This window comes from Aestuariivirga sp., from assembly GCF_020252405.1.
Taxonomy (GTDB): domain Bacteria; phylum Pseudomonadota; class Alphaproteobacteria; order Rhizobiales; family Aestuariivirgaceae; genus Aestuariivirga.
The window spans coordinates 85,858-102,607 of sequence record NZ_JADCDA010000018.1 but is presented as its reverse complement, the minus strand read 5'-3'; the positions used below and the strand labels follow the sequence as shown (position 1 = coordinate 102,607).

Genomic DNA, 16,750 nt, shown 5'->3' with positions numbered 1-16,750 from the left:
CGCCTCATGCACCGGCTGTTTTTTTTGATTTCATTCCTGCTCTCCGCCCTCGCCCTTCCGGCCGGGGCGCAGACCCTGTCCACCAGCCGGTTCAAGATCGAGTGGCAGGTCACCAACCGGTTCCGGCTGTTCCAGGACCCCGCCTTCTTCAAGCTCCATGAAAATGCCTGGCGCCAGTATCTCCTCCACGTCGATCAGCAGGGCATGGCCTCGGATCAGCGGGATTCCCTCGTCGCCCGCACCTCCGTCACCGGCTCCGAGCGCGTGCTCAATGACCGCTACATCGCCTTCAGCAACATCCTGCGCCAGAATTTCGACTGGCGCGGCTGGGCCGCCAGGGGTCAGGACGCGTTGTGCTACGATGCGGAAAAGCGCAGGCACTCCGCCTGCGGCGGAATTGATGCCTATGTTGTGCCGCAATCGCATGCGATCGAGATGTGGCTGTCCGGCCCGGATGTGCCCGCCACGGCGATCTGCGAATGGCGGATCGGCGGGCAGCTGGCCGCCCGGACCGCCTGCGCCAACCGGGTGAGCGGTCCCGGCGTCGAACTTCCCTATCCGGGCGGGGCGGAAATCTCGGTCAATGTGGTGGGCGAGGCCCCCATCATCGCCGAGGCCCGCGTCAGGGACCTGCTGATCGCCGGGCTGGGCGACAGTTTCGCCTCGGGCGAGGGAAATCCCAACAGCCCCGTCGCGTTCAGCGACACGCGCCGCTTCAGGAATTTTTATCCGCTCCGCCGCCAGAACGATGCCGGCGGCAATGCGCAATGGACGGATGAGCTCTGCCACCGCTCGCTCTACGGCCAGCAGCTGCGCGCCGCGCTGCAGATCGCGGTCGAGAACCCGCAGGCCTCCGTCACCTTCCTCGATTATTCCTGCTCCGGCGCCAGCATCGCGGATGGCATCCTCGGTCCGCAACGCTATGTCGAACGCGTGGCCAGCGCCGAGCGTTCGGCGCAGCTGGCGGCCCCACAGATCGCGGGCGGTGCAAAGGATTCGCAGCTCTACCGCCTGATTTGGGAACTGTGCCGCGACAGGCCGGAGGTCAAGCGCGGGCTGCCCACCTGCCCGGGCAATAATTTCCGCCGGCCGCTCGACTTCGTGTTTCTGTCGGTTGGGGGCAATGACATCGGCTTCTCCAGCGTCGTCGCCTGGGCGTCGCTGCGCGACTCCGCGTCCTCCGCCATTGCCTCTTTCTTCGGCGCCACAGTCGACGCCCAAGAATTCGCCAGGCGCATGCGTGACGTCCTGCCGGACGCCTATGCACAGCTTGCCTCCGCACTGGAGCGGACGGCGCCCGTCACCTCCGCCGGCGATGGCGTATTCGACCCGTCGCGCGTCATACTCTCGGCCTACCCGGACCTTGTCACCAATGAGGCAGGCGAAATCTGCGAGGCTTCGCCGGAGGATGGCGACGGCGATGACCGCTACGCCGCCAACCAGTCACTCGACATGTTTTCCTCCTGGCTCACGGCCAGGCCGGACCGCCTCGCCGAGGTGCGCAAACAGTTTTCGTTTCTCCACACCCGCATGCGCGACCTCGCGGGCGACCATGGCTGGACCTTCGCCGGGCGCATCTACGCCGACACAATGTTCGAAGGCCATGGTTTCTGCGCCCAGAACATCAGGCGCATCGCCGACCCGGCAGAGCAGCTGATGATCCCCTGTTACGGTTCCGCCGCGCGCGACACGCAAACCTGCCAGACCAGCTTGCTGGGCGACGAGGGCAGCTGGCGGCCCTATGACCCGGCGACGCAGAATTATCCTTATGCGCTGCGCCAGCGCTGGGTGCGCAGCTTCAACGACGCCTATATGGCGATCAACCAGAAGGTCCGCGACCGTTTCGGAAACATCGACGAGAAGGCGTCCGCAGCCGTGTTCTCGGAAACGGTGGGCGCCCTCCACCCGACAGCCGAAGGCCATGCCGCAATGGCCGACAGCCTGATGCTGACGCTGAGGCCCATCGTTTACGACATGCTCTACGGCGAGCGCTGACCGTCCTTGCGGAACAGGATGAAAATCTGACCCAGTCGGATGCCCCACTTGCTCATGGTGGAGCGGTTGAGCACGAGGCCGGGCCCCGATGGATAGAACGCGTCGTCGAAGCGCATCGCGACCAGCCGCCTGCCAACCTTGAGATTGAGCTCGGATGACATGTGGGCCACGTCTTCGGCGAAATGGCCCCGGGCGTCCGACGCCGAATCCTCCGCGCGCCCGGTGAACGCGCCGTCAGCACCGCGGGTGAGCACCCAGGTGCGCTCCTGGCGCTCGCCATCCGCGAAGACGAACCGCTCGTGAAGGCGCAGCGTGTTGTCCTCCGGCGTGCCGGTCAGCTCCACCGCGAAGCGGCGGCGGACGCGGCCTTTGCGGTCCTCGAACACGCCGGTGGCGTGGGTTTGCCCCTCCAGCCAGGAGAGCAGATCGAAGGGAGCGGTGTCATTGCGCTTGAGCATGGCAGCAGTACGCTGAACCGATGCAAGCCGATCACCCGGCCCGCCGGAAACGGTAGATGCCGACGTCGATCGAGCCCTCACGGAAGCCCGCCTCGCAATAAGAGAGGTAGTAGCACCAGCGGCGGCGGAATTTTTCGTCGAAACCCAGTCTTGCGATGGCGGGCCAGGCGGCCTCGAAACGCTCGCGCCACAGCACCAGCGTCCGGGCATAATCCTGCCCGAAGAGCTTGAAGGCGTCGAAGCCCAGCCCGGCGCGCCTCGCCTGCTCGGAAAGGATGCGCTTCGGCGGCAGCATGCCGCCCGGAAAGATGTAGCGCTGAATGAAGTCCGCCTTGCGGCGATAGCCGTCGAACAGGGTCTCGTCGATGGTGATGGCCTGCACGGCAGCCGCGGCGCCCGGCTTCAGCCGGTCATGCAGAACCTTGAAATAGGTCGGCCAGTTCGCCTCGCCCACGGCCTCGATCATTTCGATCGAGGCGATGGCGTCAAACTGCTCCGGCGTGTCGCGGTAGTCCTGGAAGCGGATCTCGGCGCGCCCGCCCAGCCGCGCGCGCGCATAGTCCAGCTGCTCGCGCGAGATGGTGAGACCGGTGACGCGGTGTCCGCAATCCGCCGCAACCTCGGCGAAGCCGCCCCAGCCGCAACCGATCTCAAGAATGTCCGACCGGTCCTTGAGACCAAGCGCATCGATCACCAGCCGGTATTTTGCGGCCTGGCTCTGCTCCAGCGTCTCCGCTCCGGCGCCGAAAAAGCCCGAGGAGTAGCTCATGGTCGGGTCGAGCCAGAGCTTGTAGAAGTCGTTGCCGAGATCATAGTGGGCGCTGATGTTGCGGCGGGCGCCGGCGCGCGTATTCTGGCGCAGCATATGAAACAGACGATCGCCCAGGCTCTTGAAGAAAACGGACTTGCCCGCGCGGTTCAGCGCGTCACGGTTCCGCAGGTAGAAGCGCAGCACGGCGGTGATGTCGGTGCTGTCGATGTCACCCAGCATGACGCTTTCGGCAAAACCGATGGCACCGCGCCGCATGGCTGAAAACACCGGGCGGTAGCTGCGCAGCGTGAGGTCGCAGTGAATGCCGGGCTTCTGGAAGCCGATGCGGTGCTGGCGGCCCGAGGGCAGCGTCAGCGTCAGGCCGCCCGCGAGGTCACGCGGCATCATGCGCCGGCCGGCGGCGGCAATCGCCTTTCCGATCAGGCTCTCTCGGGCATGCAGTGTCTCGGTGGTCATGGCTGGGAACGGACCTCGGGAAGGTAATCGACGGTGTGGTTCGGGCCGGCGGGCCGCCGATGGAGTTTGAGGCCCTTCCACAGGAGTTTCAAGGCGTGAAGGTGAATGGCCCCCGTCACCTTCAGCGTCAGGAGCGGAATGCCGAGGAAGGAGCGGAGCAGATTGCCGTCCGTCAAAGGCTTCCGGCTGCCGCTGACATAGGCCTTGAGCACCGGCTTGCCGCCGACGCTGAGCGCCACGCCCAGCGCCATCTTTTCTTCCGGCGCGGTGAAGTTGAAGGTGTAGCGGCCCTCGACCGCGTTGAAGGGCGAGACGAAGAAATGCTTGGGCGCGGTGCGGGCCAGACCGTCACCCACCGGCAGCACATAGGAATGGCGCCCGCCGAAGGTGTTGTTCACTTCATAAATCATCAGCCGCAGCCGGTCTTCGCCATCGAGGCCATAATAGACGGTGAGCGGATTGAACACATAGCCGAGCACGCTCGGATAGCAGAACATGAAGATGCGGCGCACCTTGTCTCCGCCATCCGCCGCGCGCACCAGCGCCCAGGCATGATCGCGCACCGGGGTTCCGTCACCCGGGCCATGGTTGCGGTCCATGATGGAGAAGAGGTTGAGGCGATTGTAACTGAAGAGCCTGAGGCGGCGCGACATGGCGTCAAGCCCGTCGACGTCAGCCAGAAGGTTGAAAACCCGGTAGCGCAGCTCGTGGCGCAGCGGGTTCAACCGCCGGTGCACCACTTCGCCGTGATAGAGGCAGCTTTCGGCCATTACGCGGCAGGCGCCTGAATGGCCGGCGACCGCGGGTCCTGGGGCCCGGGGTGAATGCGGCCGGATTCATTGGCGACCGACCACGGGCGCTTCAGGCAGCCGAGGCTCTCCGCCACCGCGAGGCCCGCCTGGATGCCGTCCTCGTGGAAGCCCGATCCCATATAGGCGCCGCAGAACCACGTGTGCTGCGCGCCCTGGATCGTCCACATCTCGCGCTGGGCGGCCATGGCGGCCGGATCGAAGACCGGATGCGCATAGTCGAACTCGCCAAGCACCTTGGATAGATCCGGCTCGGCGAGCGGATTGAGGCTGACGAAGACCGGCACATCGACGGCAAGCGGCTGCAGCCTGTTCATCCAGTAGGTGACGGAACTCGCGGCAGCGCCATGGGGCGGCAGGCCGGAGAGATAGTTCCAGCTGGACCACAGGCGGCGGCGCTTCGGCATGAACCGCTGGTCAAGGTGCAATACCGCGCGGTTCTGCGAATAGCGGAAGCAGGACAGCAGGCGGCGTTCCTCCGGCGAGGCGTCCGACAGCATGGCGAGCGCCTGGTCGGCGTGGCAGGCCAGCACTACGTCATCGAAGGCCTGTTCCTCGCCGTTGACGGCCCGCAGCGTCACACCAGCGCGGCCGCGGCGGATGGCGGCGATGGGGGTGCGGAGCCTTGTTTCGAAGGCGCCATCGCGGATGATCCGGGAGACATATTCGCGCGAGCCGCCCCTGACGGTGCGCCACTGCGGCCGGTTCTTGATCCGCAGCAGTCCGTGATTTTCGAAGAAGCGGATGAAGGCGCGCGCCGGATAATCGCACATGGCGCCAGGCGCCGCGGACCAGATGGCGCCGGCCATGGGCAGCAGATGCCGGTCGCGGAAACAGTCGGAATAACCCTCCGCCTTCAGGAACTGGCCAAGCGTCACGTCATCCGAAAGGGCCGGGAGCCGGTCGAGCGCGGTTTTGAAGAAGCGCGGAATGTCGCGCATCATCCGCCAGTGGCCGGGGTCAAGCAGGTTCTTCGGCTGACCGACGAGCTGGGACAGGCCGGAGCCTGCATATTCATAAGCGCCGCCGCCCATGGACACGGCGAAACTCATGTTCGAGGGAACTGTAGGCACCTTAAGCCGGGCAAACAGCGCGGTCAGGTTGGGGTAGGCCGGAGGATTGTAGACGATGAAGCCGGTATCGACCGACACGTCAATGCCGTGGACCTCGCAGTCCACCGTGTTGGAGTGGCCGCCTGGCCGGGCATCGGCCTCGATTAGGGTGACCCGGTTGGTCCGCGACAGAAGCCAGGCCGCCGACAGGCCTGAAATTCCGGATCCGACGACGGCGATGTGGCGGGGTTTCACGTTGGGCCTGTTCCTTGTTAGGTTCCGCTACGCCCCGTCCACGGGCACGGATCAGGTGATCCGCCGCTAGCATGAAAGCGTAACCTCGACAAACAGGGGATTGTGCTATGTATGCCGTCATGGAACTGGCAGACAGGCGTAAGGACGAGGAGAAACAGCGGCTCGAATCGCTGTTCCGCTCGCTGATCACAAGGGTGGCGCAAAATCGCGACCGGCAGGCCTTTGGCCAGCTTTTCGATCATTTCGCGCCCCGCCTCAAAAGTTTCATGATGCGCAAGAACACCTCCGCCGAGCTGGCCGAGGATCTGGCGCAGGACGCGATGATCGCGGTGTGGACCAAGGCGGCGCTTTACGAGCCGTCCAAGGGCTCGGTGACGACATGGGTCTTCACCATCGCCCGGAACCTGCGCATCGACAGGGTCCGGCGCGATGTGCATATGCCAACGACGGAACTCGGCGACTATGACGAGCCGTCGGAGGCGCCGGAGGGCGAGGAGCTGCTGGGCCGCAAGCAGGAGAACGGGCTCGTCGCCCGGGCCCTGCAGGAAATCCCCGAGGAGCAGCGGCAGATCCTTGTCCTGTCCTTTGTGGAAGAGCTGCCGCAGAGCGAGATCGCCTCGAAATTGGCGATCCCTCTCGGAACCGTGAAATCGCGCATGCGCCTGGCTTATGGGCGCCTGCGCCGCATTCTGGAGACCGGACTTTGATACCGAACCATCATCTCGATGACAGCACGCTTCTTGCTTATGCGGCGGGCACCCTCGGCGAGGCCTTTTCGGTGGTGGCGACCGCGCATGTCGCCGTCTGCCCGGCCTGCCGCAGTGGAATGCGCGCGGCTGAGGCTTTGGGCGGCGAATTTCTGGAAGGCGCCGGCGTCGAGGCGGTGTCCGATGACTGCCGCAACCGCACCTTCGCCGCGCTGGAGCAGGCGGGGCTCTACCGCCTGCCGGTTCCCGCGCCGCGTGCGGCGGTGCCGCGGCCATTGGCCGGCCTGCTGCCCGTGTCCAGCCTCGATGAGCTTGGCTGGAAGACGAAGGCGCCCGGCGTGGCGATTTTCGAGGTGAAGCTCGGGTCCTCCGCCCAGGGCCGGCTGCGTCTGTTGCGCATCGGCGCCGGGCGCGCCATGCCGGAGCATGGCCATGGCGGCGAGGAAATCACCATGGTGCTGAAGGGCGCCTATGTTGACCATATGGGCCGCTTCGCCGCGGGCGACGTTGCCGACCTCGACGAGGAGATCGAACATCGCCCCGTCGTGGAGCGGGACGGCGACTGCATCTGCCTCGTTGCCACCGAGCGCCCCACCCGCTTCAAGTCCCTCGCCGCCCGCCTGCTGCAGCCCTTCGTGGGTATCTGAGGCGTGGCGCAGGCGCTGCCCTGGAAGACGGCCTGGGTCACCGGCGCGTCCACCGGCATCGGCCGGGAGATTGTGCTGCAGCTCATGGCGGCGGGCGTGAAGGTCGCGGCATCAGCCCGCTCGGCCGAGAAGCTGGGCGGTTTCGGAACTGGTGTCGTACCGATACCGTTAGACGTGACCGATGCAGACGCCTGCGCGGCCGCCGCTGGCCGTATCGAGTCCGAACTGGGGCCGATTGACCTTGTGGTGTTTGGGGCCGGCACTTACGCGCCGGTCGCGATCGACAGTATCGATCCGAAACTATTCGCCCATACCATGGAGACGAACTATATCGGCGTGGTCAACTGTCTGGCCGCCGTGGCGCCACGCATGATGGCGCGGGGGAAGGGGCAGATTTCGTGGATTGCCTCGGTTGCGGGTTTCATGGGCTTGCCCAAGGCGGCGGCCTATGGGCCGACCAAAGCGGCGCTTATCAATCTTGCGGAATGCCTCGCACCGGAGATGAAGCTGAAGGGAGTGCGCATCAGCGTCATCAACCCCGGCTTTGTGGCAACCCCGCTGACAGCGCAGAACGACTTCGACATGCCCTTCCTGATGCAGCCGGACGAGGCGGCTCGCCGCACCATCGCAGGCCTGGCGGAGGGCCGTTTCGAGATTGCCTATCCCCGCCGCTTCGTGGTCATCCTGCGCATCCTCCGGGCATTGCCCTATCCGCTGTTTTTCCGGTTCATCACGCGCTTCGTGCTGAAGGCGGCGTGATCAGGCGAGGAGCTTGCGGATGGCGTCCTGCCAGCCCGCGTATTTCGCGTCGCGTTCCGCCGGCTTCATTTTCGGCGTGAAGCGCTTCTGCTTTTTCCAGGATTTGGCAAAGCGCGCAGGCTCGGGGAACATGCCCACCTTCAGTCCGGCGAGATAGGCCGCCCCCAATGCCGTGGTCTCGAGGATTGGCGGACGGTCAACCGGCGCATCGAGCATGTCGGCGAGCTGCTGCATGGTCCAGTCCGAGGCGGACATGCCGCCATCGACTCGCAGGATGGTGCTCTGCGCGTGGCCGATGTCCTTGCGCATCGCCTCCAGCAGGTCGCGCGTCTGGTAGCAGACCGATTCGAGCGTTGCCCGGGCCAGTTCCCTCGCCGTGGTGGCGCGGGTCAGTCCGAAGATGGCGCCGCGCGCCTCGGCATTCCAGTAAGGAGCGCCGAGGCCCACAAAAGCCGGCACGAGATAGACCTGCTGGTTGGGGTCCGCCTGCCGCGCCAGCTTGCCGGTCTCGCCCGCGGTTTTCACCAGTTTCAGCCCGTCACGCAGCCACTGCACCGCAGCGCCTGCGATGAAGATGGCGCCTTCGAGCGCGTAGGTTCGCTTGCCGTCAAGCTGATAGGCGATGGTGGTGAGCAGCCGGTTGCGCGACAGCACGGCCGTGCCGCCCGTGTTGAGCAACGCGAAGCAGCCGGTTCCATAGGTGGCCTTCATCATGCCGGGTTCGAAGCAGGCCTGCCCGATGGTGGCGGCCTGCTGGTCGCCGGCCACGCCGCGGATCGGCACCGCGGCACCAAACAGGGCCGGATCGGTGGCGCCGAAGTCAGCCGCGCAGTCCTTTACTTCCGGCAGAAGATTTTTCGGGATATCAAGGAGGCGCAGCAGCTCCGCGTCCCAGTCGCCCGTGTGAATGTTGTAGAGCAGCGTTCGGGAGGCGTTGGTTGCGTCCGTCGCATGGACGCGCCCGCCGGTGAGGCGCCAGATGAGGAAGCAGTCGATGGTGCCGAAGGCAAGCTCGCCCGCTTCCGCCCTGGCGCGCGCGCCTTTCACATTGTCGAGAAGCCAGCGGATCTTGGTGCCGGAGAAATAGGGGTCGAGCAGCAGACCCGTCTTCTGGCTGAACAGAGGCTCAAGACCCTTCGACTTCAGCGTTGCGCAGAAATCCGACGTGCGCCGGTCCTGCCAGACGATGGCCTTGTGGATGGGTTTGCCGGTGCGGCGGTTCCAGATCACCACCGTTTCGCGCTGGTTGGTGATGCCGATGGCCCTCACCGCCGCCGCTTCCACCTTCGACTTGCGCAGCGCGGACTTGCAGGTGGCGATGACGGAGGACCAGATCTCCTCCGCATCGTGCTCAACCCAGCCGGACTTCGGATAGAACTGCCGGAACTCCTGCTGGCCGATGGCGACGGGTTTCAGCTTCGCATCGAAGACGATGGCGCGGGACGAGGTTGTGCCCTGGTCGATCGCGAGGATCACGTCCGCCATGATTCAGCCTCCCGCCCGCTTGAGGTCCTGCACCGCATTGGCCGACGCCATATAGGTGCGCAAGGCCTCCTGCTGCGCCTTCGTGGTGTGCAGGCCGAGCTTGGAGCGCCGCCACAGCACGTCATCGGCATTGCGCGCCCATTCCTTGTCGCGCAGCCAGTCGATCTCACGCTCGCTGATGGGGCCGAAGCTCTGGCCCATGTCGGACGCGGAGCGCGCATCGCCAAGCAGGCGCGCGGCATCCGTGCCATAGGCCTTGAACAGGCGGCGCACGGTGACCTTGTCGAGAAAGGGATATTCCGCCGAGAGTGCCGCGATATGCTGCTCCACCCGGTCATGGCCGAAGTCCCCGCCGGGAAGCGCGGCATCACGCGTCCAGGGCCCGCCCATCTGGGGGAAAAAGGGCTGGATCTTTTCGATGGCGTGTTCCGAGAGGCGGCGGAAGGTGGTGATCTTGCCGCCGAAGACCGAGAGCAGCGGAGCGCCGCCCTCCGGGCAATCGAGCTTCAGCACATAGTCGCGCGTCGCCTCCTGCGCCTTGGAGGCGCCGTCGTCATAGAGCGGGCGGATGCCGGAATAGGACCAGCGGACCATCTCCCTGGTCACGGGCTTCCTGAAATATTCGCTGACCGCTCCGAGCAGATAATCCGACTCGGCGTCAGTGATGTGGGGTTTGCCGGGGTCGCCCCTGTGATCCTCGTCTGTCGTGCCGATGAGCGTGAAGTCGCGCTCATAGGGAATGGCGAAACAGATGCGGCCGTCGGCGTTCTGGAAGATATAGCAGCGGTCATGGTTGTAGAGTTTCTCGACGACGAGGTGACTGCCCTTCACCATGCGGATCTTGTCCGGGTCGTTGCGGCCGACGACCGCGCCCAGCACTTCGCTGACCCAGGGGCCCGCGGAATTGATCAGCGCCCTGGCGCGCACCGTCTCCACATGGCCGTCAGCGGTTTCGACCGTCATCTCCCAGGCGCTCTCCACCCGGCGCGCGGAGATGCATTTGGTGCGGGTGCGGATCACCGCACCCCTGGCCTGCGCGTCGCGCGCATTGAGGACGACGAGGCGCGCGTCCTCCACCCAGCAATCGGAGTATTCGAAGCCGCGCACATACTGGTCCTTCAGCGGCTCACCCGTGACGTCGGTGCGCAGGTTCACGCCGCGCGTGCCGGGCAGGATCCTGCGGCCGCCGAGGTGATCGTAGAGGAACAGGCCCATGCGCAGGATGGGCCAGGGGCGCAGGCCACTGTGACAGGGCAGTACGAAACGGAGAGGCCAGATGATATGCGGCGCCGCCTTCAGCAGCACTTCGCGCTCGATCAGCGCCTCGCGCACCAGGCGGAACTCATAATGCTCCAGATAGCGCAGCCCGCCGTGAATGAGCTTGGTCGAGGCGCTGGAGGTGCCCGATGCAAGGTCACCCTGCTCGGCGAGGAAGACCTTGAGCCCGCGCCCCGACGCATCACGCGCGATGCCGCAGCCGTTCACGCCGCCGCCGATAACAAAGAGGTCATAGGTCATTCGGCGGCGTCCCTCGTGATGTCACTCAAAGCGTGTTCATGGGCAATTTCGAGGCGCACGCCGTTGTCCCCGCAATAGGCGGCGGCGGGCTCGGGCGGAGCCCTGTCCGTCACAAACACATCGACGTCCGACAGCTGCCCGATGCGCACCGGCGCCGTGCGCGTGAACTTCGTGGCGTCCGCCACCAGCATGACGTTGCGGGCGTTCTGCATGATGGCCTTGGCAACCCGCACCTCGCGGTAGTCGAAGTCCAGCATTGCGCCATCTTCGTCGAGGGCGGAGGCGCCGATCACCGCGTGATCCACCTTGAACTGCGTAATGAAGTCGGCCGCCGCCTCGCCGACGATGCCGCCATCGCTCCGGCGCAGCACCCCGCCTGCCAAGATCACCTCGATCTTCGGGCGCGGCATCAGCATGGTGGCGACATGGATGTTGTTGGTGATGACCAGCAGCCCCTCATGCAGGATGAGGGCGCGGGCCACCTCCTCGGTCGTCGTGCCGATGTTGATAAACAGCGAGCAGTTGTTGGGAATGAGGCCCGCGGCGTGACGGCCGATCACCACCTTTTCGGTGGCGGCCATCAGACGACGCGCCTCGTAAGCGAGGTTCTCGACGCCCGACGTCAGAATCGCGCCGCCATGCGTGCGGGCAAGCAACCTCAAGTCGCAGAGTTCGTTCAGGTCCTTGCGGATGGTCTGCGGCGTGACCTCGAAACGATGCGCCAAATCCTCCACCGCGACACTGCCAACTTGCCGTGACAGCGCAAGAATCTGGTGCTGGCGAGGACTGAGGTTCTCCATGGGCGTTTCGCTGTATGGGCCTTTCGTTGTCTGCCGGCCTCTGTCCCCGGCGGAGAGGGGATCGATTGCTTGCGTCGAGAATGATTTCACTTTTTTTCGTTTAGCGCAATATTGCAGCGCAGCATAGTTCGAATTTTGCCGGTTGACCTTCATTTGTTTTCACATGATAGTTTGCCGCAGGCGCCAAACAACAGGCGCCAATCAAGGGAGGACCCACCATGAGACTGAAATATCTCGCCTCAGCCGCCGCCATGGCGCTGATGGCGGTTGCAAGTCCTGCATTTGCCGACGTCGACGCCGCCAAGAAATGGATCGATTCCGAGTTCCAGCCCTCCACGCTGTCCAAGGACGACCAGCTGAAGGAGATGCAATGGTTCATCAAGGCCGCCGAACCCTTCAAGGGCATGGAGATCAACGTGCTGTCGGAGGGCATCCCGACGCATGACTATGAATCGAAGGTTCTGGCCAAGGCCTTCGAGGAAATCACCGGCATCAAGGTGAACCACCAGATCCTCGGAGAGGGCGAAGTGGTGCAGGCCGTCCAGACTCAGATGCAGACAAACCGCAACCTGTATGACGGTTATGTCAACGACTCGGACCTGATCGGCACGCACTCCCGCCTGCAGCAGACCTATAATCTCTCCGACATGATGGCCGGCGACTGGAAGGACGTGACCAACCCCGGTCTTGACCTCGCCGACTTCATCGGCACGAAGTTCACCACCGGACCGGACGGACGGCTTTATCAGCTTCCGGACCAGCAATTCGCCAACCTCTATTGGTTCCGGAAAGACTGGTTCGACCGTCCCGAGATCAAGGAAAAATTCAAGGCCAAGTATGGCTACGAACTCGGCGTGCCGGTCAACTGGTCGGCCTACGAGGACATCGCCGAGTTCTTCAGCAACGACGTGAAGGAGATCGACGGCGTCAAGATCTATGGCCACATGGATTACGGCAAGCGCGCGCCGGACCTGGGCTGGCGCATGACCGACGCGTGGTTGTCGATGGCCGGCGCCGGCAGCCAGGGCGAGCCCAACGGCGTGCCGATCGACGAGTGGGGCATCCGCATGGAGAAGGGCTCGTGCAACCCCTCCGGCGCCTCCGTGTCGCGCGGCGGCGAGACCAACGGCCCGGCCTCGGTCTATGCCATTGCGAAGTGGGATGAATGGCTGCGCAAATACGCGCCTCCGGGGGCGGCCGACTACGACTTCTACCAGTCGCTTCCGGCACTCGCGCAGGGCAACGTTGCGCAGCAGATCTTCTGGTACACGGCCTTCACCGCCTCCATGGTGGCGCCGAAGTCGGAGGGCAACAACACGGTGGATGACCAGGGCATGCCGCTGTGGCGCATGGCCCCCTCGCCGCACGGACCCTATTATAAGGATGGACAGAAGGTCGGCTATCAGGACGTGGGCTCCTGGACCATCCTGAAGTCGACGCCGGCCGACCGCGCCAAGGCTGCGTGGCTCTATGCGCAGTTCGCGGTGTCGAAAACGGTCGACGTGAAGAAGAGCCAGGTCGGTCTCACCTTCATCCGCGACAGCACGGTGCGCCACCAGTCCTTCACGGACCGTGCGCCGAAGCTGGGCGGACTGGTCGAGTTCTACCGCTCGCCCGACCGCGTGCGCTGGTCGCCCACCGGCATCAACGTGCCGGATTATCCGAAGCTCGCCCAGCTCTGGTGGCAGCAGATCGGCGATGTGAACTCCGGCGCCTTCACGCCGCAGGAGGCCATGGACCGCCTCGCTGGCGAAATGGAGCAGGTGATGGCCCGCATGGAAGCCGCGGACAAGGCCAACAAGACCTATGGCGGATGCGGCCCGCGTCTCTCGGAGCCGAAGGATCCGTCCTACTGGCTTGGCCGGCCCGATGGCCCGAAGGCAAAGCTCGCCAACGAGAAGGAGCCCGGCCAGACCATTGCTTATGAGGAAATCGTCAAGCGCTGGCAGGAATAACCGGAACAGTGGAGCGCGGGAGAAATCCCGCGCTCCAGCCTTGTCGGGGCTTGCCCCAGGTTCCTATTGCCGATCGGATCTTCATGGCCCTTGAACTCATCGAGATCGCCAAGCGCGTCGGCGCGGACACGCATATCCATCCGACGTCGCTCGTGCTGCCGCAGGGCTCGTTCAACGTGCTGCTGGGCACCACTTTGTCCGGCAAGACCACGCTCATGCAGATCATGGCCGGCATCCAGCAGCCGACGTCGGGACAGATCAGGTTCAACGGCAGGGACGTGACGCATGTCGCCGTTCAGAAGCGCAACGTCTCGATGGTCTATCAGCAATTCATCAACTACCCGAACTTCACGGTTTATGACAACATCGCCTCGCCGCTGAAAGTGGCCGCCATGAGCAAGGCCGAAATCGACCGCCGCGTCATGGCCGCCGCCGACCTGCTTCGGCTGCGCCCCATGCTGAAGCGGCGGCCCTCGGAGCTCTCGGGCGGTCAGCAACAGCGCACCGCCATCGCGCGCGCCATCGTCAAGGACTCGGACCTGATCCTGCTCGACGAGCCTCTCGCCAATCTCGACTACAAGCTGCGCGAGGAACTGCGCGACGAATTGCCGAGGCTCTTTGCCGGCCGCAATGCCATCGTCGTCTACGCCACCACGGAACCCGTAGAGGCGCTGCTGTTCGGCGGCGGCACGGCGACGCTGCATGAGGGCCGCGTCACCCAGTTCGGGCCCACCTCCTCGGTCTATCGCGAGCCGAAAGACCTTGTGTCCGCGCAGGTCTTCTCCGACCCGCCCATCAACATGACGCCGGTCGAAAAGCGGGGTTCTCAGCTTCAGCTGCTCGGCGGGAAGGTGTGGCCCGCGGGATCGTCGGCGCGTTCCTTAAGCGACGGGCGCTACATTCTGGGAATTCGCCCTCACCATGTGACGCCGCTGCCGCCGGAAGCGCCGGCCGGCGAACTCGAGGGCCGCGTGCTGGTCACCGAGCTGTCCGGGTCGGAGAGCGTCATCCATCTCGATGTCGGCGGCGCGACGTGGGTGTCGCAGTCGCACGGCATTCACCCCTTCGAGGTTGGCGCGCACGCCAGGCTGCACGTCGATATCGACCGCGGATTGTTCTTCGCAGCCAATGGCGAGCGCGTGTCCTGATGGCCGAAATCCGCCTCGAAAACCTGCGCCACTCATACTCCGCCAATCCGCAGACCGATGAGGACTATGCCCTCAAGCGTCTCACCATCACCTGGCAGGATGGCGGCGCCTACGCGCTGCTGGGGCCATCGGGCTGCGGCAAGACCACGCTTCTCAACCTCATCTCCGGCCTTCTGACGCCGACCGCGGGCAAAATCCTGTTCGACGGGCGGGACGTTTCGCGCAGCTCGCCCGAGGCCCGCAACATCGCGCAGGTGTTCCAGTTTCCGGTCATCTACGACACCATGACGGTTTTCGACAATCTGGCCTTCCCGCTGCGCAACCGCGGCGTGCCCGAGGCCGAGATCGCGTCGCGCGTCGGCGAGGTCGCCGGGATGCTGGAGCTCACGAAGACGCTTCACAAGCGCGCATCGGGCTTGACGGCGGACGGCAAACAAAAAATATCGCTGGGCCGCGGGCTGGTCCGGCCGGATGTGAACGTGATCATGTTCGACGAGCCGCTGACGGTGATCGATCCGCATCTCAAGTGGCAGTTGCGCTCCAAGCTCAAGGAGCTTCACCTGCGCACCAGGCGCACCATGATCTACGTGACGCACGACCAGACCGAGGCCCTCACTTTCGCCGACCAGGTTGTCGTGATGAATCTCGGCGAGGTGGTGCAGGCGGGAACGCCCGTGGAGCTTTTCGAGCGTCCGCAGCACACTTTCGTGGGCCACTTCATCGGCTCTCCCGGAATGAACGTTCTGCCCTGCGAAGTGCGCGGCGGAAAGGCGGTGTTCGGCGGAACGCCGGTGGACGCGGCCAATATCGGAGCGGCAAACAGCCGCGGCCGGACCGAGCTGGGCGTCAGGCCCGAATTCGTGTCGATCGCCTCCTCCGGAATTCCGGCGGAAGTGGTGAGGGTGTCCGACGCCGGCCGCTACCGCATCGTCGAGACCCGCAGCCACGGCCACACCGTCAAGCTGCTGCTGAAGGAAGGCGGCGAGGCGCCGCGCGGCAGCACCTTCCTGTCTTTCGATCCCGCGCACACCCAGGTTTACGAGGACGGCTGGATGGCGGGTGCGCATCGATGAACAAGACCGTCAACAACAAGGCCTGGTGGCTCGTTCTGCCGGTGTTCCTGATGGTGGCCTTCAACGCCCTTGTGCCGCTGATGACCGTCGTCAACTATTCGATCCAGGAAACCTTCGGCAACAACGAGTTCTTCTGGTCGGGCACGACATGGTTCGAACAGATCCTCCACGACGGGGAGTTCCATGCCTCGCTCCGGCGCCAGCTCGTCTTCACGGGCCTTGTGCTGCTGATTGAAATTCCCCTGGGCCTCGCCATTGCGCTGTGCATGCCGCGCCAGGGGCCGTGGGTGTCTGTCTGCCTCGTTCTCGTGGCTTTGCCGCTTCTCGTGCCGTGGAACGTGGTCGGCTCCATGTGGAACATCATGGCGCTCCCGGACATCGGCCTTCTCGGCAAGGGCATCAACGCCCTCGGCATTCCGTTCAACTACACGCGGCAACCCATATCCGCGTGGTTCACCGTCGTGCTGATGGACGTTTGGCACTGGACATCGCTGGTCCTGCTGCTCTGCTACGCCGGCCTTGTCGCCATTCCGGACGCCTATTACCAGGCGGCGAAGGTCGACGGCGCCGGGCCCTGGGCGGTGTTCCGCCACATCCAGCTGCCGAAGCTGAAACATGTGCTGACGATCGCTGTCCTGCTCCGCTTCATGGATTCCTTCATGATCTACACCGAAGTGATCGTGCTGACGGGCGGCGGGCCCGGCAGCACCACGAAGTTCCTCTCGATCGACCTCGTCCAGAAGGCTTTGGGCGGTTTCGACCTTGGGCCCGCGGCGGCCTTCTCGATCGTCTACTTCCTCATCATCCTGTTCCTCAGCTGGCTGTTCTATACGCTGATGATGCGCGAGGAGGCGAGGTAAG

15 protein-coding genes are annotated in these 16,750 nt (G+C 64.7%); 8 read left to right on the top strand and 7 right to left on the bottom strand.

Going from position 1 to position 16,750, the window contains the following annotated elements; genetic code table 11:
• Positions 1–6 precede the first annotated feature (6 nt).
• Entirely contained in the window at positions 7–1,995 is a 1,989-nt protein-coding gene (locus IOC69_RS04350) for a hypothetical protein (protein WP_290542307.1), read from the top strand.
• Here the strand turns inward: IOC69_RS04350 and IOC69_RS04345 are convergent.
• Genes IOC69_RS04345 through IOC69_RS04330 form a run of 4 tightly spaced genes read right to left on the bottom strand, consistent with a single transcriptional unit; the run spans position 1,980 to position 5,797 of the window.
• Positions 1,980–2,453, bottom strand: coding sequence for a DUF3833 family protein (locus IOC69_RS04345; protein ID WP_290542306.1), 474 nt, complete (start codon positions 2,451–2,453; stop codon positions 1,980–1,982). The two genes, IOC69_RS04350 and IOC69_RS04345, sit on opposite strands and share 16 nt — an antisense overlap.
• A 31-nt stretch (positions 2,454–2,484) precedes the next feature.
• On the bottom strand, positions 2,485–3,681 hold the full coding sequence (locus IOC69_RS04340; RefSeq protein WP_290542305.1) for a cyclopropane-fatty-acyl-phospholipid synthase family protein: 1,197 nt from the start codon (positions 3,679–3,681) through the stop codon (positions 2,485–2,487).
• Positions 3,678–4,451, bottom strand: a complete 774-nt coding sequence (locus IOC69_RS04335) for a DUF1365 domain-containing protein (protein WP_290542304.1) — start codon at positions 4,449–4,451, stop codon at positions 3,678–3,680. Before IOC69_RS04335 ends, IOC69_RS04340 begins: the two co-directional genes overlap by 4 nt.
• Positions 4,451–5,797: an FAD-dependent oxidoreductase gene (locus IOC69_RS04330; protein ID WP_290542303.1), complete on the bottom strand. Its 1,347-nt coding sequence runs from the start codon at positions 5,795–5,797 to the stop codon at positions 4,451–4,453. The genes IOC69_RS04335 and IOC69_RS04330 overlap by 1 nt, the downstream gene beginning before the upstream one ends.
• A gap of 107 nt (positions 5,798–5,904) precedes the next feature.
• Between IOC69_RS04330 and IOC69_RS04325 the strand changes: the two genes are divergently transcribed.
• Genes IOC69_RS04325 through IOC69_RS04315 form a run of 3 tightly spaced genes read left to right on the top strand, consistent with a single transcriptional unit; the run spans position 5,905 to position 7,910 of the window.
• Entirely contained in the window at positions 5,905–6,504 is a 600-nt protein-coding gene (locus IOC69_RS04325; protein ID WP_290542302.1) for a sigma-70 family RNA polymerase sigma factor, read from the top strand.
• Positions 6,501–7,151 (top strand): ChrR family anti-sigma-E factor, encoded by a 651-nt coding sequence (locus IOC69_RS04320; RefSeq protein ID WP_290542301.1) that lies wholly within the window; start codon positions 6,501–6,503, stop codon positions 7,149–7,151. Before IOC69_RS04325 ends, IOC69_RS04320 begins: the two co-directional genes overlap by 4 nt.
• Before the next feature lie 3 nt (positions 7,152–7,154).
• On the top strand, positions 7,155–7,910 hold the full coding sequence (locus tag IOC69_RS04315) for an SDR family NAD(P)-dependent oxidoreductase (protein WP_290542300.1): 756 nt from the start codon (positions 7,155–7,157) through the stop codon (positions 7,908–7,910).
• Here IOC69_RS04315 and glpK read toward each other — a convergent pair whose 3' ends face one another.
• The 3 genes from glpK to IOC69_RS04300 are packed head-to-tail and all read right to left on the bottom strand — an operon-like array spanning position 7,911 to position 11,713.
• Complete coding sequence (glpK, locus tag IOC69_RS04310) at positions 7,911–9,395, bottom strand: glycerol kinase GlpK (RefSeq protein ID WP_290542299.1); 1,485 nt, start codon at positions 9,393–9,395, stop codon at positions 7,911–7,913.
• 3 nt (positions 9,396–9,398) lie between these two features.
• Positions 9,399–10,913: a glycerol-3-phosphate dehydrogenase gene (glpD, locus tag IOC69_RS04305; protein ID WP_290542298.1), complete on the bottom strand. Its 1,515-nt coding sequence runs from the start codon at positions 10,911–10,913 to the stop codon at positions 9,399–9,401.
• Positions 10,910–11,713 (bottom strand): DeoR/GlpR family DNA-binding transcription regulator, encoded by an 804-nt coding sequence (locus IOC69_RS04300; RefSeq protein WP_290542338.1) that lies wholly within the window; start codon positions 11,711–11,713, stop codon positions 10,910–10,912. The genes glpD and IOC69_RS04300 overlap by 4 nt, the downstream gene beginning before the upstream one ends.
• Positions 11,714–11,931: 218 nt before the next feature.
• On the opposite strand from IOC69_RS04300, the gene IOC69_RS04295 reads away from it, so the two are divergent.
• From IOC69_RS04295 to IOC69_RS04280, 4 genes are all read left to right on the top strand, one after another.
• Positions 11,932–13,668: an ABC transporter substrate-binding protein gene (locus tag IOC69_RS04295; RefSeq protein ID WP_290542297.1), complete on the top strand. Its 1,737-nt coding sequence runs from the start codon at positions 11,932–11,934 to the stop codon at positions 13,666–13,668.
• An 83-nt stretch (positions 13,669–13,751) separates the two neighbouring features.
• Positions 13,752–14,816, top strand: coding sequence for an ABC transporter ATP-binding protein (locus IOC69_RS04290; RefSeq protein WP_290542296.1), 1,065 nt, complete (start codon positions 13,752–13,754; stop codon positions 14,814–14,816).
• The gene (locus IOC69_RS04285; RefSeq protein ID WP_290542295.1) at positions 14,816–15,889 is read left to right on the top strand and encodes an ABC transporter ATP-binding protein; all 1,074 of its coding nucleotides are present in this window, start codon (positions 14,816–14,818) and stop codon (positions 15,887–15,889) included. Before IOC69_RS04290 ends, IOC69_RS04285 begins: the two co-directional genes overlap by 1 nt.
• Positions 15,886–16,749 (top strand): carbohydrate ABC transporter permease, encoded by an 864-nt coding sequence (locus IOC69_RS04280; RefSeq protein ID WP_290542294.1) that lies wholly within the window; start codon positions 15,886–15,888, stop codon positions 16,747–16,749. Before IOC69_RS04285 ends, IOC69_RS04280 begins: the two co-directional genes overlap by 4 nt.
• The last annotated feature ends 1 nt before the right edge of the window (position 16,750 follow it).